Annotated in this window: 19 protein-coding genes; 5 read left to right on the forward strand and 14 right to left on the reverse strand. The window is 57.8% G+C overall.

The annotated features are described in order from the left end of the window. Positions 1–125 precede the first annotated feature (125 nt). Entirely contained in the window at positions 126–1,391 is a 1,266-nt protein-coding gene (locus M495_RS11150; protein ID WP_170868547.1) for an MFS transporter, read from the reverse strand. Positions 1,392–1,520: 129 nt separating this feature from the next. On the opposite strand from M495_RS11150, the gene M495_RS11155 reads away from it, so the two are divergent. From M495_RS11155 to bioD, 3 genes are all read left to right on the forward strand, one after another. Then, positions 1,521–2,411: a LysR family transcriptional regulator gene (locus tag M495_RS11155; RefSeq protein WP_020826756.1), complete on the forward strand. Its 891-nt coding sequence runs from the start codon at positions 1,521–1,523 to the stop codon at positions 2,409–2,411. Positions 2,412–2,570: 159 nt separating this feature from the next. Continuing rightward, positions 2,571–3,788 carry a sugar metabolism global transcriptional regulator Mlc gene (gene mlc, locus M495_RS11160; RefSeq protein WP_020826757.1) on the forward strand — a complete coding sequence of 406 codons (1,218 nt, stop codon included), beginning with the start codon at positions 2,571–2,573 and terminating at the stop codon, positions 3,786–3,788. A gap of 152 nt (positions 3,789–3,940) precedes the next feature. After that, positions 3,941–4,612, forward strand: coding sequence for a dethiobiotin synthase (bioD, locus tag M495_RS11165; RefSeq protein ID WP_020826758.1), 672 nt, complete (start codon positions 3,941–3,943; stop codon positions 4,610–4,612). On the opposite strand, the gene clcB is transcribed toward bioD, so the two are convergent. Further along, complete coding sequence (gene clcB / locus M495_RS11170) at positions 4,609–5,889, reverse strand: voltage-gated ClC-type chloride channel ClcB (protein WP_020826759.1); 1,281 nt, start codon at positions 5,887–5,889, stop codon at positions 4,609–4,611. The genes bioD and clcB overlap by 4 nt on opposite strands. A gap of 274 nt (positions 5,890–6,163) precedes the next feature. Between clcB and M495_RS11175 the strand changes: the two genes are divergently transcribed. Then, positions 6,164–7,651: an MDR family MFS transporter gene (locus M495_RS11175; protein ID WP_020826760.1), complete on the forward strand. Its 1,488-nt coding sequence runs from the start codon at positions 6,164–6,166 to the stop codon at positions 7,649–7,651. 33 nt (positions 7,652–7,684) lie between these two features. On the opposite strand, the gene M495_RS11180 is transcribed toward M495_RS11175, so the two are convergent. Next, positions 7,685–7,984 (reverse strand): DUF1161 domain-containing protein, encoded by a 300-nt coding sequence (locus M495_RS11180; protein ID WP_020826761.1) that lies wholly within the window; start codon positions 7,982–7,984, stop codon positions 7,685–7,687. 88 nt (positions 7,985–8,072) lie between these two features. Continuing rightward, positions 8,073–8,441: a DUF1283 family protein gene (locus tag M495_RS11185; protein ID WP_020826762.1), complete on the reverse strand. Its 369-nt coding sequence runs from the start codon at positions 8,439–8,441 to the stop codon at positions 8,073–8,075. 148 nt (positions 8,442–8,589) lie between these two features. Here M495_RS11185 and M495_RS11190 point away from each other — a divergent pair, with 148 nt between their 5' ends. Then, positions 8,590–8,916, forward strand: a complete 327-nt coding sequence (locus M495_RS11190) for a YnfA family protein (RefSeq protein ID WP_020826763.1) — start codon at positions 8,590–8,592, stop codon at positions 8,914–8,916. A 35-nt stretch (positions 8,917–8,951) separates the two neighbouring features. Here the strand turns inward: M495_RS11190 and ydfG are convergent, their stop codons facing one another. From ydfG to M495_RS11240, 10 genes are all read right to left on the reverse strand, one after another. Beyond that, the gene (ydfG, locus tag M495_RS11195) at positions 8,952–9,701 is read right to left on the reverse strand and encodes a bifunctional NADP-dependent 3-hydroxy acid dehydrogenase/3-hydroxypropionate dehydrogenase YdfG (protein ID WP_020826764.1); all 750 of its coding nucleotides are present in this window, start codon (positions 9,699–9,701) and stop codon (positions 8,952–8,954) included. 177 nt (positions 9,702–9,878) lie between these two features. Next, the gene (locus M495_RS11200) at positions 9,879–10,400 is read right to left on the reverse strand and encodes a GNAT family N-acetyltransferase (protein ID WP_041414537.1); all 522 of its coding nucleotides are present in this window, start codon (positions 10,398–10,400) and stop codon (positions 9,879–9,881) included. Between the two features lie 97 nt (positions 10,401–10,497). Next, positions 10,498–11,940 (reverse strand): MFS transporter, encoded by a 1,443-nt coding sequence (locus M495_RS11205; protein WP_020826766.1) that lies wholly within the window; start codon positions 11,938–11,940, stop codon positions 10,498–10,500. A 169-nt stretch (positions 11,941–12,109) separates the two neighbouring features. Further along, positions 12,110–14,440, reverse strand: a complete 2,331-nt coding sequence (fecA, locus tag M495_RS11210) for a TonB-dependent Fe(3+) dicitrate receptor FecA (RefSeq protein WP_020826767.1) — start codon at positions 14,438–14,440, stop codon at positions 12,110–12,112. Positions 14,441–14,550: 110 nt separating this feature from the next. Then, positions 14,551–15,507 carry a ferric citrate uptake sigma factor regulator FecR gene (fecR, locus tag M495_RS11215; RefSeq protein WP_020826768.1) on the reverse strand — a complete coding sequence of 319 codons (957 nt, stop codon included), beginning with the start codon at positions 15,505–15,507 and terminating at the stop codon, positions 14,551–14,553. Next, the gene (gene fecI / locus M495_RS11220) at positions 15,507–16,028 is read right to left on the reverse strand and encodes a ferric citrate uptake sigma factor FecI (protein ID WP_041414539.1); all 522 of its coding nucleotides are present in this window, start codon (positions 16,026–16,028) and stop codon (positions 15,507–15,509) included. The genes fecR and fecI overlap by 1 nt, the downstream gene beginning before the upstream one ends. 93 nt (positions 16,029–16,121) lie before the next feature. Continuing rightward, positions 16,122–17,201, reverse strand: a complete 1,080-nt coding sequence (locus tag M495_RS11225; protein WP_020826770.1) for an ABC transporter ATP-binding protein — start codon at positions 17,199–17,201, stop codon at positions 16,122–16,124. Further along, positions 17,201–18,154: a carbohydrate kinase family protein gene (locus M495_RS11230; RefSeq protein ID WP_020826771.1), complete on the reverse strand. Its 954-nt coding sequence runs from the start codon at positions 18,152–18,154 to the stop codon at positions 17,201–17,203. The genes M495_RS11225 and M495_RS11230 overlap by 1 nt, the downstream gene beginning before the upstream one ends. A 20-nt stretch (positions 18,155–18,174) precedes the next feature. Next, positions 18,175–19,014, reverse strand: coding sequence for a carbohydrate ABC transporter permease (locus M495_RS11235; RefSeq protein WP_020826772.1), 840 nt, complete (start codon positions 19,012–19,014; stop codon positions 18,175–18,177). Then, positions 19,004–19,912 (reverse strand): carbohydrate ABC transporter permease, encoded by a 909-nt coding sequence (locus M495_RS11240; RefSeq protein WP_020826773.1) that lies wholly within the window; start codon positions 19,910–19,912, stop codon positions 19,004–19,006. The genes M495_RS11235 and M495_RS11240 overlap by 11 nt, the downstream gene beginning before the upstream one ends.

Genomic DNA, 19,912 nt, shown 5'->3' on the forward strand with positions numbered 1-19,912 from the left:
ACAACATACATTAAGGAGGCGAAAAACGGAAGGGCAGCATCGGCTAAGGTGAGGAATGAGACACCGAGTGGTCCAGGCTAACCAGAGGGGTTAAGGCCCCCCGCACCCGTGGGTACAGGGGGGGGTTAAACGCGAGCTGCTTCCGGCAGTTTTTTCAGGTAATGCACGACTAGCAGGGCGAGTAGCAACATCACGCTGATAAATGCCACGACGCCATTCCAACCGAAGCTGTGCCAGAAAACACCGCCGAGGGTCCCGGCGACGCTGGAGCCAACGTAATAGCAGAATAAATACAGCGAGGATGCCTGCCCCTTGGCACGGCGGGCGCGACGTCCGATCCAACTGCTGGCAACCGAATGGGCGGCAAAGAAACCGGCGGTGAACAGCATCATGCCGATAAAAATCACCGCGACCGGGGCCAGGGCAGTAATCAGTATCCCGATCAGCATAATCAGGGTCGAAGCCAATAACACTGGCCCGCGGCCGAAGCGGGACGTCATGGCACCGGCCTTCGGCGAACTGTATGAACCTGTCAGATAGACCACCGACAACAGGCCGACAATCGCCTGGCTCAGGTGGTAAGGATCAGCCAGCAGGCGGTAACCAATATAGTTGAACATGGTGACAAAGCTGCCCATCAGCAGAAAGCCTTCGGCAAACAGCAGCGGCAGGCCTTTATCGTGCCAGTGCAGACGGAAGTTGATCAGCAGGGTACGTGGGCGCAACGAACTGGCGCGAAAATGTTTTGAAGCGGGCAAAATACGCCAGAACATGCAGGCGGCGGCCAGAGCGAATAGCCCGATCACCGCCAGTGACACGCGCCAGGAGAAGAAGTCGGTCAGCACCCCGGTGACCAATCGGCCGCTCATGCCGCCGATGGAATTCCCGCTGATATACAGCCCCATGGAAAAAGCGACAAAACTGGGGTGGATCTCTTCGCTCAAATAGGTCATGCCAACGGCGGCGACTCCGCTCAGGGAAAGCCCGATCAGCGCACGCATTAGCAGAATGCCTTGCCAACTGGTCATAAAGGCGCAAATCAGGGTACAAATTGCCGCCAGCAGCAGCGCCACAACCATCACCGGTTTACGGCCGATAGCGTCAGACAGCGGGCCGGTAAACATCAGGCCCAGGGCCAGCAATCCGGTAGACACCGACAGCGACAGGCTGCTTTCCGCTGGGGAGATGCCAAAGTCTTGCGACAAAACCGGCAGAATCGGTTGCACGCAATACAGCAAGGCGAAGGTAGCCAGTCCGGCGGAAAACAGCGCCAGGGTCACGCGCATAAACTGCGGCGTACCGCGCTCGATGTAGGGAAGTTTGTTAAGAGTGGAACGTTGGGTTTTTGGCGCAGCAGCCGCGTCGTCGTTAGCGGCCAGCGTCGACGGCATACCGGCCGCAGAACGCACAGGGGTTGTCACAGTCTTTCCTTACACAGCACTTGATGAGTTAACAAAATGATAGGGAGAGGGCAGTTTTTTGTCTAATATATTAATAATTAAAATTAAGACGTTTAAAGTATGAATATTGAGTTGAGGCATCTGCGTTATTTTATCGCCGTGGCGGAAGAGTTGCATTTTGGCCGTGCAGCGGAGCGGCTGCGTATTTCACAACCGCCGCTCAGCCAACAAATCCAGGCGCTGGAGGAAATGGTCGGCGCTCGCCTTTTGGCGCGGAATAACCGGAATGTCAGCCTGACTCAGGCGGGAGAGATGTTTCTGAAAGAAGCCTATCAGGTGCTCGATCAGGTCAGTCGTGCGGCGGAAAAGGCAGCGCGATTGGAACGCGGCGAACTTGGCGAACTGACCATTGGTTTCACCTCTTCGGCACCCTTTATCAGCGTAGTGTCGCGCAGCCTGCGGGCTTTCCGTCAGCAACACCCGCAGGTGCACATCAAGATGCGAGAAGTGAATACCAAGCAGCAGATCGAACCTTTGCTCAATGGCGAGCTCGATTTGGGCGTGATGCGTAACACCCGCTTGCCGGACGTGTTGAAACATCAGCTTTTGCTGTGTGAGCCCCTGGTGGCGGTGGTGCCGGAAGGGCATCCGCTAACCCAGGTGGCTTCCGGTACCTTGCGTTTCCAACATTTGGCGGAAGAACCCTTTGTGTTTTTCTCGCGTGAGGTGGGAACCGCGTTGCATGACGAAATTTTGTCGCTGCTGGCCAAGGCGGGGATCACGCCCTATATCACTCAGGAAGTTGGCGAGGCGATGACCATCATTGGCCTGGTGTCTTCTGGCCTGGGTATCTCTATACTTCCGGCGTCTTTCGCCCGGGTTAGAATCGACGGAGTACAATATTTGCCGCTGGCGGAGCCGGAGGCGATGACTGAAGTGTGGCTGGTGCACCATCGTCAACGGCCGTTGACGGCGGCAGCAAAATCCTTGATGGCGTTACTGTTGCCCTGACGGAGCAACTGGGTAAATAAAACACAATCCGTAGCGAAAGCAGGGTGAATTTGTGCAGCAAATCACATAACGAATCAAATAGTTGACGCTGTATTCCAAAAGCCCCACCATAGCCGATAGTCTTTATTTAGAAGCGCGAAAAATAGTAGGAGCAGGTTTGTGATTGCTGTTGGGCAGCCTGGGCATATTGATCAAATCAAGCAAACAAATGCAGGGGCAGTTTATCGGTTAATCGATCAACTGGGCCCAATTTCGCGCATCGAACTGTCAAAGCGAGCACAGCTGGCGCCCGCCAGCATCACCAAAATCGTGCGGGAGCTGTTGGAAGCCCATCTGGTTAAAGAAACCGAATATCAGGAAGTGGGCAGCCGCGGCCGCCCGGCGGTGGGCCTGGTGCTGGACACCGAAGCCTGGCATTACCTTTCCGCCCGCATCAGCCGTGGCACCATCACGCTGGCGCTGCGTGATATCAGCAGCAAGCTGGTAGTTGAGGAAATCCTCCCCCTGGCCGCCGAACACCCCGATCCGCTGCTGAAACGCATTCTGACCGAAGTCGATCAGTTCTTTATCCGCCATCAAAGCAAACTGGAGCGGTTGACGGCCATTGCCATTACCTTACCGGGGATGGTGGATGCGATTTCCGGCGTGGTGCATCGCATGCCGTTTTACGACGTGGAAGATATGCCCTTGGGGCCGGCGTTGGAAACGCGCACCGGTCTGCCGGTGTATCTGCAGCACGACATCAGCGCCTGGACCATGGCCGAAGCCTTATACGGCGCTTCACGCGGCAGCCAAAACGTCATTCAGGTGGTGATCGATCATAACGTCGGCGCCGGCGTCATCACCGGTGGTCGGGTGCTGCATGCCGGTAGCCGCAGCGTGGTAGAGATTGGTCATACCCAGGTCGACCCTTACGGCAAACGCTGTTACTGCGGCAACCACGGCTGCCTGGAAACCGTAGCCAGTATCGAGAATATGTTGGAAATCGCCCGCACGCGGCTCGGGACCTCGATGAGCTCCAGCCTGCACGGCATGCCGCTGACGGTCGAATCGCTGTGTGATGCGGCGCTGGCAGGCGACCAACTGGCCAAAGATATCATCCTTGGCGTGGGCCACAGCGTAGGCCGTATCCTGGCTATCATGGTCAACCTGTTCAATCCGGAAAAAATCCTGGTCGGCTCCCCGCTAAACCGCGCGGCGGAAATTCTGCACCCGGCCATTGCCTCCTGCATTCGTCAGCAATCTCTGCCAGCTTACAGCGAGCATATTAAGGTAGAGTCCACCCAGTTCTTCAACAAAGGCACCATGCCTGGTGCGGCTTTGGTGAAAGAAGCGTTATACAACGGTTCACTATTGGTTCAGTTGCTGCAAGGCTAACACCAATCAGTAATACTTATCGTTTAACGCCAAAATGTTGCGCTACCTCAAGCTCGTGCCTGTCGGCATCCTCTAGACTTTTCCCCGTTCGACTCTTTCGCCGTAAACCCGGCGATATTTTGGTTAACGGTGTATCTCGGGGCAATTAAGTCATGTTAACGCGTTTATTTGTAACAGGAACGGATACCGATGTCGGTAAAACCGTGGTTTCTCGCGCTTTGTTGCAGGCCTTTGCCGCACAGGGCCGCTCAGTGGCCGGCTACAAGCCGGTTGCCGCACGCTGTCAGGAAACCAGTGAAGGCCTTCGCAATAAAGACGCTTTGGTTCTGCAGGCTTCTTCAACTCTGCCGCTGTCATATCAGGAAATTAATCCCATCACCTGTCTGGAAGAAGTGTTTCACGCGCAACCTACCGACGATATCAACTATGGTGTGATGAGCAGCGGACTGCAGCATCTATCCGCCAAGGCCGATACCGTGGTGGTCGAGGGCAGTGGCGGCTGGCGCGTGCTGATGAACGACATGCGGCCTTATGCCGAATGGGTGGTGCAGGAGCAACTGCCGGTAGTTTTAGTGGTGGGGATTAAATTGGGCTGTGTCAGCCATGCGTTGTTAACGGCTCAGTCGATCATTAATGACGGCTTACCTTTGCTGGGCTGGGTGGCTAACCGCATTAACCCGGGGCTGGCGCACTATGCCGAAACCATCGACGCGTTGCAGCAGCGCATTCCTGCGCCGTTGCTGGGTGAAATTCCTTATCTGCCGCGGGCTGAGCAGCGTGAATTGGCGCATTACCTGGATATCTCACCGCTGCTGAACCGCTAGGCGTTGTGATAGACCGACACCGAGCGCAAACCCCGTGAAACGGTAGTGGCGATCACGCAGGCCAGCAAAATGCCCGGCAGCAGGGTGTATTCACCGGTCATTTCGAACACCATCAACGCAGCCATGATCGGCGCGTGGGTGGTTGCGGCCAGCAGCGTGGCCATACCGGTCAGCGCCATCAGCAGCGGCACCGCGCTGCCCAGTTCCGGCCAGGTGGCGCACAGTTGCCCAACCACCGAACCCAGGGCGGCCCCGACAAACAGCGTTGGCGTGAATACGCCGCCGGGCGCTCCGGAACCGCTGCTGGCGAGCACCGCCAACAGTTTACAAATCAGAATGGCGCCAACCAGCAATACGCCGGGCGGCGCACTGAGCAGTGACTGCACCACGCTGTAGCCATTGCCCCACACCTCAGGAAACAGCAGCGAAAGCAACCCCACGATCAACCCGCCGAGCGCCAATTGCAAAGGGGGCTTCAGGCGCAGCGAACGGAAAGCATGGCCGCTGGCCTGCATCGCCCATAAAAATAGCGGGCCGCAAATGCCGGCCAATACGCCCAGTAGCGCCATCAGCAAATATTGCACTGGCCAGGGGGCGGGCAGAGGCTCAACCAGGTACAGCGGCGCCTGGCCACCGTTAAGCAAGTTGGTCATCAGCAGTGCGCAAACGGCGGCAATCACCACCGGGCCCAGCGAGGCCAGCATCAGCGTGCCAAACAGGATTTCCGCAATAAACAGGCTGCCTGCCAACGGGGCGTGGTAGGCACTGGCCATCCCGGCAGCCGCGGCGCAGGCGACCCACAGTTTCCATTCTTTCTCGTGGGTGAAGCGTTGAGCAAACACGGAACCTACCAGCGCGGCCAGCAGGATCATCGCACCTTCGCGACCGATGGCGCTGCCGCTGGAGACCACCAGCAGCGAAGCAAGGCATTTCACCAGACTGGCACTGACGTCCAGCCGCCCGTCGCCGGTTTCGATCGCTTCCATATAATCGGTTGGCGCTATCTGTCGTTGATGTTGATAGCGCTGGTAAACCCACAGCAGCGTGCCCGCCGCCAGGCCGCCTAACGCTGGGGTCAGCGCCCTTCGCCAGGCCGGTAACGCGGAGGCGGCAGCGACAAGACTGCCGCTCTCATGGTCGAGCAACAGCCATTCCAGGCCCAGCATCGCACGGTGAAACAGCCAAACCACCAACGCGGCGGCGATACCAAGAAAGATGGCAATAAACAGGCGGCGCAGCAGGGCGCGATAGTGGTGCAGGTGGACCCATCGTTTCATGCGTCAGTAAAATCAGGAGAAAAATGAAAGGTTCAGCGGAGTATTGTGCTTGGCGTGTCAGCCGAAGGCCAGTGAATCTTTGCAGAATTGGCAGAGGGTTCATGGTTTAGCGGGATGGCAGGGATTCACCCTGATTTTTGTGACGATGTCACTTGAAGTTCAAATGGTGCGTTTTTCGCCAGTGAAAACAGCTAACTAGACAGCGGTAACGGCAGCGACTCGTCGGGCTGATATAATGGGATGAAAATGAGAATCCAAGGTTTGTAATCACGCTATGACAAATAACGAAGCCCCAGCGCCACTCCCTCATCGTCCGTTGATCCTGATTGCCTGCATGTTGGCGATGTTTATGTCAGCCATTGAGGCGACGATTGTCGCCACGGCGATGCCCACAATTATCGGCGACCTGGGCGGGTTTTCTCTGCTGGGCTGGGTGTTTGCAGTGTATTTATTGGCGCAGGCCATTACCATTCCGATTTATGGCCGGCTGGCGGACTTCCTCGGGCGCAAACGGGTATTTTTCTTTGGCGCCACGCTGTTTTTGCTGGGTTCGGTACTGTGCGGCTTCTCACCCAATATGTACTGGCTGATCGGTTTTCGGCTGCTGCAGGGCCTGGGTGCCGGGGCGATTATGCCGATAGCCACCACCATCATCGGCGATGTTTACAGCGCCACCGAACGGCCGAAGGTAATGGGCTATCTGTCCAGCGTCTGGGGTGTTTCGGCGATCGTTGGCCCGCTGCTGGGCGCGTTTATCGTCCAACATCTGCCTTGGGCGTTGGTGTTCTGGGTTAATTTACCCATTGGCCTGTTGGCGATGTTTTTCCTTGGCCGTTATTTGCCTTCTCACCAACAGCTACATAAGCATGCGTTGGATCTGGCGGGTACTGCCTGGCTGACGCTGTTTGTTTCGGCGCTGTTGTTATCGCTGCTACAGGCCGAAAACCTCGGGTGGTGGGTGCTGCCGCTGTTAGGGGGGGCGGCCGTTGCGCTGATGTTGTTGGTTCGACAGGAGCGCCGTGCGCCGGAGCCATTGTTCCCACTGGCGCTGTGGCAAAGCCGGGTGATTGTGGCCGGCAATATTGGCGGTCTGGTTATTGGTGCGGCGATGATGGGGATCAGCGCTTTCCTGCCGACCTTTATTCAGGGCGTGATGGGCGGGACACCGCTGGAAGCCGGTACCACGCTGGCGCTGATGTCGATTGGTTGGCCGCTGGCCAGCACCTTCAGCGGGCGGCTGATGCTGATGACGTCCTACCGTACGACGGCGCTGCTGGGCGCGCTGTTGCTGGTGGCCGGCGGGCTGATCTTATTGCTGATGCAACCGAGCGGCGGTTTGCTGTGGGGCAGAGTGGCCGCCTTTATGATCGGCGCCGGTATGGGGCTGTGCAACACCACGTTTTTGGTTTCGGTGCAGAACGCCGCGCACCACAGCATCCGTGGCATCGCCACTGCTTGCACGGTGTTTACCCGCATGATGGGCTCGGCGATCGGTACCGCGATCTTGGGGGCCACGCTGAACATTAACCTTCAGGTTCGCTTGCCGCAAACGACCGATCCGGTCCAACAGTTGATGGAGCCGGCTACGCGTGGCGCAATGGGGTCGGAAATGCTGGCAGAGATGACGCAGCAGGTTGCCGCCTCACTGCATTGGGTATTTTTGGTCTCCGCTATCATTTCACTGTTGGCATTGGCGGCTGCGATGTTGATCCCCGCCCGGCATCGGCCGCAGGGTGAGGGAGAAGAGGCGGAACAAGCCTAAAGGAAAGGGCGCTGATAGCGCCCTGGATCAGAATTACTGTGCGGTTTTGGTATCTTGACTGGTGCCGGTCTGGGCCGCATCACCGCTGTCGTCGCCGTTGCTCAGGCGAGTATATACAATCTTTTGGGTGTCGTTCTCGCAGTGGCCAACCACCAGCCCGCCGGCCTGTTGGGCCTGATCGTTAGGCACGATGTCCAACTTGAAGCCGGATTCCGGCACGCCGTTGTTGATAATTTTCTGCGAAATGTCCGCCTTCACGCTCTCGCACGAGGCCAGGGCGGCCAGGGGGGCTGCGGCCATCAGCACTGCACCCAAGATAAGCGCTTTTTTCATCAATTCGTCCTTTTTGAGAATGGGCTTCCTTAGTCAGAATAGCAGCAACGGCGGCGGAGAGTAACGGCCGCCGCGTGCTGCCGCAAGATTAAGGATTAATCTGACGACCGGTCTGACGATCCAGACACTTGCGAGTATTGGGTTCCCAATATGCATTAACGTTCAGGCTGTCGTTGCAGCGGTCTTCGTTATCAATCGCCTTGTCTACCTTGTCGAACTCTTTCTCCACGCGGGTGTTGACCTTATGGCGCAGAGATTTGGTGTCGTTGAACTGTTCTTTGCTCTGACGAGCCGCTTCGGTACTCATGGCGCCGCTGTTACTGCCGTCGACGGTCACGCAGGTGCTGCCCTGAGTGCAACTGGCGGCCAGTGCCGGTGCCTGCCAGGCGCCCATCAGCATCAGCATGGCGACCGGCAGCATCCCGCGCAGCAGTCGTTGAGTAGAAAGTGTTTTCATCGTTTCATCCTTATGAGTTAGTGTTGCCTGATAGCGGCAGCACTGGCTTTAACGCGCCCTCGGGCGTGCTGATAAATATACCATCCTGCTCTTGGAGTGCACCAATTAAGCGCCGCATCGTTTACTTTACAGAGAGAAAGCTTTCCCCATGTTAAAGACCACCCTGTTATTTTTCGCCACTGCTCTGGCTGAGATCGTCGGCTGTTTCTTACCTTATTTGTGGTTGAAAAAGGGCGCCAGCGCCTGGCTGCTGCTGCCGGCGGCGGCCAGCCTGATGCTGTTTGTTTGGTTATTGACGCTGCATCCTGCAGCCAGCGGGCGCGTATATGCGGCGTATGGCGGAGTCTACGTTGCGACGGCACTGTTGTGGCTGCGGGTGGTTGACGGGGTGAAACTGTCGGCGTTGGACTGGCTGGGCGCCGGGGTGGCGCTGGCGGGGATGCTGATTATTGTTTCGGGCTGGCGAGCGGCCTGACAAGCGGCGGCAGGGGCTGGCCCTGCCGCATAAAATCACGCTTCGCGGTGGATATTCAATCCGGCAAAGGATTGGCTGACCGGCATGATCTCCAGCGAGTTGATGTTAACGTGGGCCGGCAGAGTCGCCACCCAGAACACCGACTCGGCAATATCTTCCGGCGTCAACGCATTGGCGCCGTCGTAGACCTTATCCACCTTGCCGTCATCGCCTTTGAAGCGCACGTTAGAGAATTCCGTTCCGCCCACCAGGCCTGGCTCAATGTCGGTTACGCGGATGCGGGTGCCGTGCAGGTCGGCGCGCAGGCCGAGGCTGAATTGCTTGACGAAGGCCTTGGTCGCGCCGTAGACGTTACCGCCGGGATAGGGCCAGTTGGCAGCAACGGAGCCGATATTGATCACATGGCCGACGTTGCGTTCAACCATTGCCGGCAGCAGGGCGCGGGTCATGTTCACCAGGCCTTTGGCATTGGTGTCGATCATGGTTTCCCAATCATCGGCGTTGGCCTTGTGCGCAGGCTCCAAACCTAACGCCAGACCGGCGTTGTTCACCAGCACGTCAATCTGGCGCAGTGCCGCAGGCAGCTCATCAATCACCTGCTGAATTGCCGCGCGATTACGTACGTCCAGACGGACGATATGCAGCGCCTCGCCCAATTCGTCTTTCAACTCTTCCAGACGCTCAATACGGCGGCCGGAGGCGATTACCTGATGGCCTTCGCGGATAAAACGTCGTGTGATGGACTCACCAAACCCTGAGGTGGCGCCCGTGACAAAAATGATCATGCTACTGTTCCTCAACTGTTTTTAACCACATGCTAATAGCATTAGCATAATCCCGGTTTAAGTGGCAGTGGTTATCGGCGTCGACATAAAAAAACCGCCATCGCTGCTGCCAGACGGGCGGTTTTTTGGTCAGAGGGTTATACACGCCGGGCAGAAAGTGCCCGTTCTGCAATGCAGCTACAGCTGAGGCGGTACGTGGTACACCACGCAGTCATATTTGGTATTTTCGCGTCGGCCTGCCACTACGCCGCCCAGAGATTCGGCGATGCGTCGGCTGGGGGTGTTTTGTTCTGCCACCGGATAGATAAAGTGACGTGGCCGGTAGCGCTCGCTGGCCCACACCGCCATGGCATGAACGATTTCGCGACCGTAGCCATTACCGTGCAGGCTCTCTTTTACCCAGATACCCAGCTCCGGGGTGGTGTTGTGCAAGTCATGCAGGCCGCCCATGCCGACAAACTCTTTGCTGTCGCGCAGGCGAGCGACGAAAATCAGCTCCTCACCTTCACGGATCAGCGGCAGCCAGGTTTGCCAAACGTTGGCGAAGGCCTCCGGCGACTCTTCAGGCTCAAAATTCATAAAGCGCGTCAGTGTAGGGGTAATCGCCTGGTAAACATCGTCGGCATCTGCTGCGGTAAAAGGGGCAATCAACAACCGGTCGGTGTTCACGCGGCACTGAGAAAGGTCACTGTGGATCATTATTATTACCTCGCTTTTCAGGCCAAAACGGCAAAAAATCCGCACCGGTGAAACGGGGCGGATCATCGATATTACGTTGATTGGCGACAGATGCGACTTATTTCTGCAATCGCTGAGGCGAGAGCGGCAAAGGTTCGGCCGCCGGTTTTCGCTGGCGTACCTCACTGCCGGCGTTCGGATCCAGGGTAAAGCTGTCAATCACCGCCAGCAGCGCGATAACGCCGATGACCACAAACGCCAGTTGGAAATCGACCAATGGAATGCGCGCTGTGGACTGCGGCATCAGCATTTCCGCCAGGCGCAGTGCCAACGCGCCGATGGCGATACCCAGCCCGCTGCCCATTTGCTGCGATACATTAAACAACGTATTGGCGCCGTTCATTTGCGGCTGCGGCACTTCGGAAAATGCTAACGTGTTGAGCGCAGTGAACTGCATAGAGCGCGTCAGTCCACTGACGAACAGTAGCCCCAAAATCAGCCAGGTCGGCGTCTGCGGCGTCAACAACGCGCAGGCGAAAATGGTAGCGGCATTGAGCAAACCGTTCACCACCAGCGTAGTACGGAAGCGAAAACGGTACAGCACCGCCGAGGTAAAGGGCTTCATCACCAGATTGCCAGCGAACACCGCCAGCACCAACAACCCGGCATCGAAGGCGTTAAGGCCAAACCCAATCTGGAACAATAGCGGCAGCAAGAAGGGCACGGCGCCGATGGCGATACGGAACAGCGTACCGCCCCAAATTGTGACGGCGTAACTTTTTATCCGCATCGCCCACAGGTTGATTAAAGGATGTGCCGTACGCTTGGCATGGCGAACCGCCAGTGCACCCAGTGCCAGGCTGCCAAAAATGCACAACGCGGGTACCAGCCAGGACAATTGCGGATGGTTGATCAGATCCAAACCGAACATCAGGCCGAAACAGGCAATGCCGGTCAGCACGAAGCCGAGTGCGTCAAAGGGAACGCCTTTCTGCGGCGCTTCCTGAGGGATCAGTCGCCAGGCCAGCCACAGTGCGGCGATGCCCAGCGGCACGTTCAGAATAAAAATCCAGTGCCACGAGGCGTAAGTGGTAATAAATCCCCCGACCGGCGGGCCGAGGATCGGGGCCACCAGGCCCGGCCAGGTAATGGTGGCGATGGCTTTGATTAAATCGGGTTTGGCGGTATTGCGCAGCACCACCAGGCGCCCGACCGGCACCATCAACGCTCCGCCGAAGCCCTGCAGAATTCGGGCAGCAGTAAACGTCGGCAGGTTAACGCTGGCGGCACAGAGCACCGATGCCAGGGTAAAAATCAGCACTGCCGCCGCGAAGATATTGCGCGCGCCAAAGCGGTTGGCAATCCAGCCGCTGGCAGGAATAAATACCGTCAGCGTCAGAATATAGGCCGAAATACCGATGTTCATGTCCACCGGTCGCACGCCGAAAGCCGCCGCCATCTGCGGCATGGCGGTGACGATCACTGTCCCGTCGAGGTTTTCCATAAAAAAGGCACCCGCCACCAGCAGTGGCAGCGCAGTGGCGCGTGAAAAGAAACTCATGGCAAAGCACGCCGGACGAAGCGCGGACAGGATGCGGACATGACAGAAACCCCGTTTCAAAAATGTTAACGCCGGAAGAGTTTTTGAGGATAACGCATTGCGCCGAGGTTAAAAAGAGGTTGAGCGGGTGATAATTAGCGGGCGCAGCGCTTGCGCCCGCACAGGGAAATCAGAACTTCACTGAACCTTGCAAATACAGAGTTCGTGGCTGACCGATGTATAGCCCCTTGTTGTTATCGTCGTAAGCGCGGGTGAAATATTCATGGTTAAACAGGTTTTTAACCCCGACGCCCAGATTCAGTCCGGCCATTTCCGGTCCAAAATCATAGGCGGCGCGCAGGCCCCACAGCATATAGCCAGGAATGCGGCCGGTACTGCCGTCGGCACTTTCCGCCACGGTGTTGGCATTGTCGGCGAACTGGCTGGACTGGAATTCACTGTTGAGGTTGAACGTCCAACTGCCCGGCGTGTAATCCAGCCCCAGCGTACCTTTATGCTTCGGTGAGAACGGCACCTGGTTGCCTTTGTAGGCGCCTTCCTCACGGATGGTGGCGTTGACATAGGCATAGCTGGCGTAAACCGTCACGTCGTCCAGTTTGGGAGTCAACTGCGACAGATCGTAACGCAGGTTGCCCTCCAGCCCGGCGTGTCGAGTTTTGCCACGTGCGGTGACGCTGTCGGTGACCTGGTTCGAATCGTACTGATTATTGAAGTTTATCAGGAACAGGCCAATCTCACCTTGCAGCGCATCGCCTTCATAGCGGGTGCCCAGTTCCCAGGTTCGCGCTTTTTCCGGTTCGATATTGCCGCTGTCGACCGCTTTACCCATCTGGCTGTATTGCACCGTGCCGAACGAGCCTTCGGTATTGGCGTACAGGTTCCAATATTCGTTCAGATGATACATGACATTCAGCGCCGGCAGCGGGGCGTTGTAGCTGACGTCGAGGCGATTATTCTTGATGTAATTATTCTGATAGGAAGAGATATGCTCATAGCGCATGCCCGGCGTGATGGTCCAATCGCCGATATCTATGCGGTCATCAATGTAAAAGGCGTGGGCGTCAGTGCCGGACTGAGTATCGCGATCGTAAGGGCTGCTGGTTGAAGGTAATACGCCGCTGCTGGCCTTGCTGTAGTAGCGTAGCTCATGGGTCGATTCGCTGACGTAGCGATAACCTACGCCGACTTCATGCGCCGACTGGCCCCAACGGAAGCTTTGGCTGTAGCGTGGCTCCACGCCGCGTACCCAATATTCGCGCGGCGAAAGCGTCAGGTTCTTGCCCTGATCGAGATAGCCGCTGCGCAGGGTATAGGTATAGAAACTCTGCACGTCGAATTTGTGTTGCTGATTCGGCTGATATTGATAGCCGAAGTTGGCCAACTGGCGACGGCCCCAGAATTTGTCATAAGGACGCGTAGACTGGAATGGATTGGCGTTGTAATCCGCCCGGCTTAATCCACCCGGCATATCGGCCTGGCCTTCGTAATATTGCAATAAGCTATTAAAGGTGTGCACCTCGTTTGGCGCATAGCGGCTTTTCAACATCACGTCGTCGATTTTGGTCGAACTGTGTTCGCGCCAGTCGCTGCCGCGGGTGCCGGAATAAAGCAACGCGCTGCCAAAGCCGTTGTCGGCGGTACCACCGATCATCAGGTTGCCGGTGCCTTTGGGGTGATCCTGACGGGAGGTCGGGCTAAGTTGGCCCTGCATGCCGGCTTCCATGCCGAAGGTTTTCGGGATGGCCTTGGTGACAAAGTTCACTACGCCACCGACGCTTTGCGGCCCGTAACGTACGGCACCGCCGCCGCGGACCACGTCTACCGCATCCATATTGCCGAGGGATACCGGCGCCAGCGACAGCTGCGGCTGGCCATAAGGGGCAAAGGGCACCGGAATGCCGTCCATCAGCACGGTCGAACGGCTGGCCAGGCGTGGGTTTAAACCACGAATGCCGAAATTGAGTGCCATATCGTGGCTGCCGGTGCCGTTATTTTCCGGAGCAACCACGCCCGGCACGCGATTCAGCGCTTCTCGCAAGGTGGTGGCGCCGGTTTTGGCAAACTCTTCTCGGCGCACCACGTCACGCGCGCCGGCGTGTTCGAATACGTCAATCTGACGGCCTTCAGCCAGCCAGTCACCGACCACGGTGATGTCTTGTTCTTGCTGCACTGTCGGCTGTTTGACCAGCGTAAAGCCATTAGCTCCCAACGCCTTGGCCTGTAAGCCGCTGCCCGCCAGCAGTGCGTTCAGCCCCTGATTAACGTCGTAGTTGCCTTTCAGCCCTGGTGAACGCTTGCCGGCGGTCAAACTTCCGTCAACGGACAGCGCAATGCCGGCATGGGCGGCAAAGGCATTTAACGCGCCATCCAGATCGCCTGCGGGGATCTGATAAGCGGTAGCGGCAACCGGTGCTGTCTGCGCTGCCAGCAAGGGTGAAGCGAATGCCAGACCCACGGCGACCGCCAGTGGTTGAAGCGGTTTTCCCCAAAAATTGTTCATACCTTCTCCTGATTATTCTATTTTTTGCTGCAGTGTTTTAACTGGAGTCGGATGAAAACGAAAAAGGGACAATCAAGAATGCGATTTTTTATCATTTTCATTTAAATAAATCAGGCGGGGACCACTTTTAACCAATAACGGGTAAAGCTTTGCAGCCGGATCGGCAGAGTTTGGCTGAGCAGCAGGAGTGCGCGATCGGGCTCCCTCAGGGGGAAACTGCCGCTCACGCGTAGGCCGGCAATGGCAGGATCGCAATCCAAACGGCCGTGGCGGTAACGCGCCAGTTCGGCAAGCACCTGATCCAGCCGCCATTGACTGACGCTCAGCACGCCGCGGGTCCAGCTGTCGCCGTTGCCGGCTGCCTGTTGTTGGCCGAATGCCACAGCGCTGAAGCTGATTTGTTCCCCGGCGTCAATCCGTCGTTTTTCCTGTGGGAACTGTGCCAGTTGGGCTTCTACGGCGTGTTCAAGCACCGTCAGTTTCGTTTGATCGTCGTTTTCTCGCACCAGGAAATGGGTGCCGAGTGCGCGCATGGCACCTTGCCGGCTTTCGACCCAAAACGGCCGGTCGTCGCGGCCGGTAATCAAACTGATTTCTCCGCTGTGCAACAGGATCAGCCGTTTTTCAGCGCTGTAGCGAACATCGACAGCGCTGGCGGTATTGAGTACCAACTGGCTGCCGTCGCTGAGGACGATGGGTTTAATTTCACCGGTAACGGTACGGTAGTCGGCGCGCAGCTCGCGGCCCAGCGGGGACTGAAAGCCCAACCAACTGCCACCGACGCCCAGCAACAGCAACAGACTTTTCAGCAGGGTGCGGCGATCCAGCGTGGACTGACGGCCGGCCTGATCGAGCGTGCGATAGCTGAATTTTCCAGGTACGCCCTGCAACTGACTTTGCAGTGCTTCAACGCGTTGCCAGGCCCAGCGGTGATCTTCGTTTTGTTGGTGCCAGGCCTGCCACTGTTGCCGTTGGTGCTCGGTGACGTTTTCGTCGCATAACAGGGCAAACCATTGGGCGGCCATTTTCAGCGCCTGGCGCTGCTCGGGGGTGAGGGTGTGGCTCATTACGGGTATTCTGTTTCCAGGCTGAACAGCAGGCAGTGCTCGGCGGCTTTGGCCATGTATTTTTTTACTGAACTGACCGAAACGCCGAGGCGTTGTGCAATCTCGGCATAGCCCAGTCCTTCGAGCTGCGACAGCAAAAAGGCCTGTTTGATCTTCGGCCCCAGCCCGTCGAGCATGCTGTCGATGTGTTGCAGACTTTCAAGCAGGCTGTGACGCTGTTCGGGTGAGGGCGCCAGCGCCTCCGGCATCAGCGCCAGCATATCCAGATAAGCGCGCTCCAGCGTTTTGCGGCGGAAGAAATCGACCATCACCCGCTTGGCGAGGGTGACCAAAAAATCTTTGGGTTCGCGAATAGCGGCGGCGGAGTCGTTTTTCAGGACCCGCATGAAGGTGTCCTGTGCCAGGTCGTCGGCGTCAAAAGCGCAACCGAGTCGACGTTGCAGCCAGCCCCGCAGCCAACCGTGATGGGTTGCGTAGAGGCGTGTAAGCGCATCTGAGGAAGTAGGGGCTGTGGCTGACATGGGTTCCGCGCTGCCGGTCAAAAAAGATGCGCGGATGATAATTGAGAATGGTTATCGTTTCAAGTTTGACGCCATCCCTGGCCACGCGAACTTTCAACTTTCACTCAAGCGCAGTCCCGTCGCGGCATCGAACAGGTGGATCGCGTCACGGTTGGGCGCTAACCACAGCGGCTGGTCGTTTTGTGCGTTAATTCGTCCGTTGAACTGTACGTGCAGCCGATAACCGCCCCAGTTGATATGCAGCAGGCTGACATCGCCGGTGATCTCCATCAGTCGCAGTTGGGCGGCAGGTTGCTCGCTGGTGTCGACCAGGTGGAAGTCATGGGGACGCAGCCCGAGGATCACCTTGCTGCCTGCCACAACATGCCGCCATTTCGCGGGCAATGGCAGCCAGAGTTCGCCACAGGCGATGCCAGGCCGGTCGTCGCGCGGCATGACGACGCCGTCCAACAGGTTCATTGGCGGTGAGCCGATAAAGCGCGCCACAAAGGTATCGGCGGGGGCGTCGTAGATCTCCAACGGTTTGCCTTGCTGCACGATATTGCCATCTTTCATCACCACGATTTGGTCCGCCAGCGTCATGGCTTCAATCTGATCGTGGGTGACATACACCGTGGTGGTTTTGAACTGCTGATGCAGGGCCTTGATCTCGGCACGCAGCTCCATGCGCAGTTGGGCATCGAGATTGGACAGCGGTTCGTCGAATAAAAATACCTTGGGATTACGCACCATGGCGCGGCCCATCGCTACCCGCTGCCGTTGGCCGCCGGAGAGTTCTTTTGGATAGCGCTGTAAAAGATGATCGATCGCCAAAATGCGCGCTGCTTGCTGAACCTTGGCCTGCTGCTCAGCCTTGGTTACCTTCATCACCCGCATGTGAAAAGCCATGTTTTCCGCCACCGTCAGGTGCGGATAGAGCGCATAGCTCTGGAACACCATGGCGATGTCGCGGTCGGCAGGATCCAGATCGTTGATCTTCTTTTTATCCAGCAGGATCGTGCCTTCCGTCAGGCTGTCCAGCCCGGCCAACAGGCGCAGCAGCGTGGACTTGCCGCAGCCTGACGGGCCGACCAGCACGGTAAAACTGCCGTCGGGGATCACCAGATCCAGGGGGTTCAATACCCGCTGTTTGCCATAGTATTTGGCCACTTTTACCAGTTCTACACTTGCCATCAGACCATTTCTCCGGCGCAGGTTTTCAGGGTATTCCAGTCCAGGTATTGGCGCGGCGAGCTGCTGATAGCGTGGCTGGCAGCACGAATACCCCAGCGCAGCGCCACTGCTGACGAGTGGCCATGCAGGCAGGCGGTCAGGAAACCGGCATTGAAACTGTCGCCGGCACCAATGGTGTCGACCACCTTGATCGGATGTGCCGCCGCCTGCAATAAGCGTTCGCCGCACCACATGCGCGCACCGTCCGGCCCACATTTCACCACGCAGGCGGCGTCGGCAGGCTGTTGACGATTCAGGGTACGAGCGGCGGTGTACAGATCTTCACTGCCCGCCATGCCACAGGTTTCCACTTCATTGAGCAGCAAAACATCACAGAACGGCAGCCAGTCGGCGATTTGCGTGCGTAACGATTCGCTCCAGCCCTGTGGGGGCCAACCGGTATCAACCGCAATGCGATAGCCGCGCTGGCGCAGGGTCTTCAGCAACGCCGGGTAGTCCGCCAACAAGGTGGTGCACAGGAAGGTGCCGCACAACAAAACGGTGTCGCCGCTGCCGGCCAACACCGGGATCTGATGCAGCACATCGTCCTGGCTGAGGCGGGTAATATGCCCCTGATTGCTAAAAAACGTGCGTTCATTGTCGGGGTGGGTGACGCCGAAAGTCAGCGAAGTTTCGCAGCTGTAGATCGGCCAATACGGCGAGCTGTCCGGAAACAGCTGCGCCAGCCAGGGGCTGAAATAGTCATTGCCCTGATTGGCCACCAGCCGGTAAGGGGTTTCCAGCGCCGCCAGCGCCAGTGCGCAGTTGCCTGCTGAACCGCCGGGGCGCAGTTCACTGTGTTCGAGCATCGCTTCAGTTCCTTTCTGCGGCCATTGCTGCAAGGTGCTCATGATCACATCGACGTTGATATTGCCCACCACGTACAGCGTGGGTTTGGTGTTGGTCTTCATCATGTCTATTTTCCCTGAATAAATTAGCCCTTGCTGCCGCCGCTGGTTAAGCCGCTAACCAGGTTTTTTTGCAGCCAGAGGGCAATGAACAGCGGTGGAATGGCAGCCAGAATGCCGACGGCGGCGATCAGCCCGTCATCGGTGGCCCGCCCGGCGGTGAAACCGGCTATGGTCACCGGCAAGGTCTGCGCCTGAATATTGCTGGTAAACAGCAGCGCGTAGAAAAATTCGTCCCAGGCCAGCAACCAGCCGAACAGCGCCGAGGCACCCAATGCCGGTTTGGCCAGCGGCAGGGTAATGCGCAACAGCACTTGCCACTGGCGTAACCCGTCCAGCCGGGCGGCCTGCTCGATGTCGATCGGCAGGGCATCAAACTGGTTTTTCAGCATCCAGGTGAGAAACGGCAGGATCAGCGAGCAGTAGACCAGCACCAGACCGATATGGGTGTTCAACAGCGCCAACTGTTGCAGGATAAAGTACAGCGGCAGCACGAAAGCCACCGGCGGCACCATGTAGATCGCCAGGCTGGCAAACAGCCAGCCGTCGCGGCCGGGGTAGCGGGAAAAGCTGAACGCCGCAGGAATGGCCAGCAATAACGAAATCAGCGTCGCGCCGCAGGCAACCAGCAGGCTGTTGAACAACGCATGCAGAAACAACGCACCGGGTTGGCCGGGTTGCAACGACAGCAGGCTGACGTAACGCGAAAAATCCCAGTGACGCGGCAGCCATTCCAGCGGCACGCGGGTCAGATCGGCCGAAGAGCTGACGCTCATCAGAAACAGCCATAGCATCGGTGCGAGGATCGACACTGCCAGCAGCAGCGCGGCGCCGTAGCGCAAGAGCAGGCGGAGTTTAGGCTTCATCGGCGAGGCTCCTTCTGCGCTGGCGGAACAGCATCAGCATGTACAGCGCAATCAGCACGCCGCACAGCAAGGTCATCAGCACGGCGTAGGCGGCACCGCTGCCGGCGCGCAGATAGCTGAACGATTCCTGATAGACAAAGAAACTCAGGGTTTTGGTGCTGTCCATTGGCCCGCCGCGCGTCATCACGTAAATGATGTCGAACACTTTGAACGCGTCGATGGTACGCAGCACCAACGCCACGGCCAGCGGCGCCAGAATGGCGGGCAGGGTGATGGCGCGGAATCGTCGCCAGGCAGAGGCGCCGTCCAGCCGAGCCGCCTCGTACAAATCGTCCGGGATGGTTTGCAATGCCGCCAGCGTCAGCAGGGTGATCAGCGGATAGTTCTTCCAAATGTCCGCGAGCATTACCGCGTTGAGTGCCGAAGCCGGGTCTCCCAGCCAACTGCGATAGTGGTCGATCACGCCGAGTTGAGTCAGCAGCGCGTTGATGCTGCCGTAATCCGGGTTGAAATTCAGTCGCCACATCGTGGCGTTGACGATGGTCGGTAGCGCCCAGGGTAAAATCACCAACACCCGCAGCAGATTGCGACCGTGGAATTTTTGATTGAGCAACAGCGCCACCAGCACGCCAATCACCCCTTCAAACGCCACCGAAACCAGGGTGAAATACAGCGTACGCCCCAGAGCAGCCTGAAAGTCCGGGTCGGTCAGGGCATAAAGAAAGTTATCCGCACCGACCCAGGCCGGCGCAACGCCGTCGCCGACCAGCGCCGCATCGGTAAAACTCAGCCACAGGGTACGACCCAGCGGCCAGGCGGTAAGCAGCAGCATCATCAGCAGCATGGGTGCCAGCAGCACCCATGCCTGACGACGCTCACGTTGGGGCAGAGTGAGCAT

The sequence above is a fragment of the Serratia liquefaciens ATCC 27592 genome, from assembly GCF_000422085.1.
In the GTDB taxonomy this organism is placed as follows: Bacteria; Pseudomonadota; Gammaproteobacteria; order Enterobacterales; family Enterobacteriaceae; genus Serratia; species Serratia liquefaciens.

What these genes read in the sequence shown, in the direction of transcription:
- M495_RS11150 (WP_170868547.1), bottom strand. Translation starts at nt 1,391, where the DNA reads ATGCCGTCGACGCTGGCCGCTAACGACGACGCGGCTGCTGCGCCAAAA.
- M495_RS11155 (WP_020826756.1), top strand. Translation starts at nt 1,521, where the DNA reads ATGAATATTGAGTTGAGGCATCTGCGTTATTTTATCGCCGTGGCGGAA.
- bioD (WP_020826758.1), top strand. Translation starts at nt 3,941, where the DNA reads ATGTTAACGCGTTTATTTGTAACAGGAACGGATACCGATGTCGGTAAA.
- clcB (WP_020826759.1), bottom strand. Translation starts at nt 5,889, where the DNA reads ATGAAACGATGGGTCCACCTGCACCACTATCGCGCCCTGCTGCGCCGC.
- M495_RS11175 (WP_020826760.1), top strand. Translation starts at nt 6,164, where the DNA reads ATGACAAATAACGAAGCCCCAGCGCCACTCCCTCATCGTCCGTTGATC.
- M495_RS11180 (WP_020826761.1), bottom strand. Translation starts at nt 7,984, where the DNA reads ATGAAAAAAGCGCTTATCTTGGGTGCAGTGCTGATGGCCGCAGCCCCC.
- M495_RS11185 (WP_020826762.1), bottom strand. Translation starts at nt 8,441, where the DNA reads ATGAAAACACTTTCTACTCAACGACTGCTGCGCGGGATGCTGCCGGTC.
- M495_RS11190 (WP_020826763.1), top strand. Translation starts at nt 8,590, where the DNA reads ATGTTAAAGACCACCCTGTTATTTTTCGCCACTGCTCTGGCTGAGATC.
- ydfG (WP_020826764.1), bottom strand. Translation starts at nt 9,701, where the DNA reads ATGATCATTTTTGTCACGGGCGCCACCTCAGGGTTTGGTGAGTCCATC.
- M495_RS11200 (WP_041414537.1), bottom strand. Translation starts at nt 10,400, where the DNA reads ATGATCCACAGTGACCTTTCTCAGTGCCGCGTGAACACCGACCGGTTG.
- M495_RS11205 (WP_020826766.1), bottom strand. Translation starts at nt 11,940, where the DNA reads ATGAGTTTCTTTTCACGCGCCACTGCGCTGCCACTGCTGGTGGCGGGT.
- fecA (WP_020826767.1), bottom strand. Translation starts at nt 14,440, where the DNA reads ATGAACAATTTTTGGGGAAAACCGCTTCAACCACTGGCGGTCGCCGTG.
- fecR (WP_020826768.1), bottom strand. Translation starts at nt 15,507, where the DNA reads ATGAGCCACACCCTCACCCCCGAGCAGCGCCAGGCGCTGAAAATGGCC.
- fecI (WP_041414539.1), bottom strand. Translation starts at nt 16,028, where the DNA reads ATGTCAGCCACAGCCCCTACTTCCTCAGATGCGCTTACACGCCTCTAC.
- M495_RS11225 (WP_020826770.1), bottom strand. Translation starts at nt 17,201, where the DNA reads ATGGCAAGTGTAGAACTGGTAAAAGTGGCCAAATACTATGGCAAACAG.
- M495_RS11230 (WP_020826771.1), bottom strand. Translation starts at nt 18,154, where the DNA reads ATGATGAAGACCAACACCAAACCCACGCTGTACGTGGTGGGCAATATC.
- M495_RS11235 (WP_020826772.1), bottom strand. Translation starts at nt 19,014, where the DNA reads ATGAAGCCTAAACTCCGCCTGCTCTTGCGCTACGGCGCCGCGCTGCTG.
- M495_RS11240 (WP_020826773.1), bottom strand. Translation starts at nt 19,912, where the DNA reads ATGCTCACTCTGCCCCAACGTGAGCGTCGTCAGGCATGGGTGCTGCTG.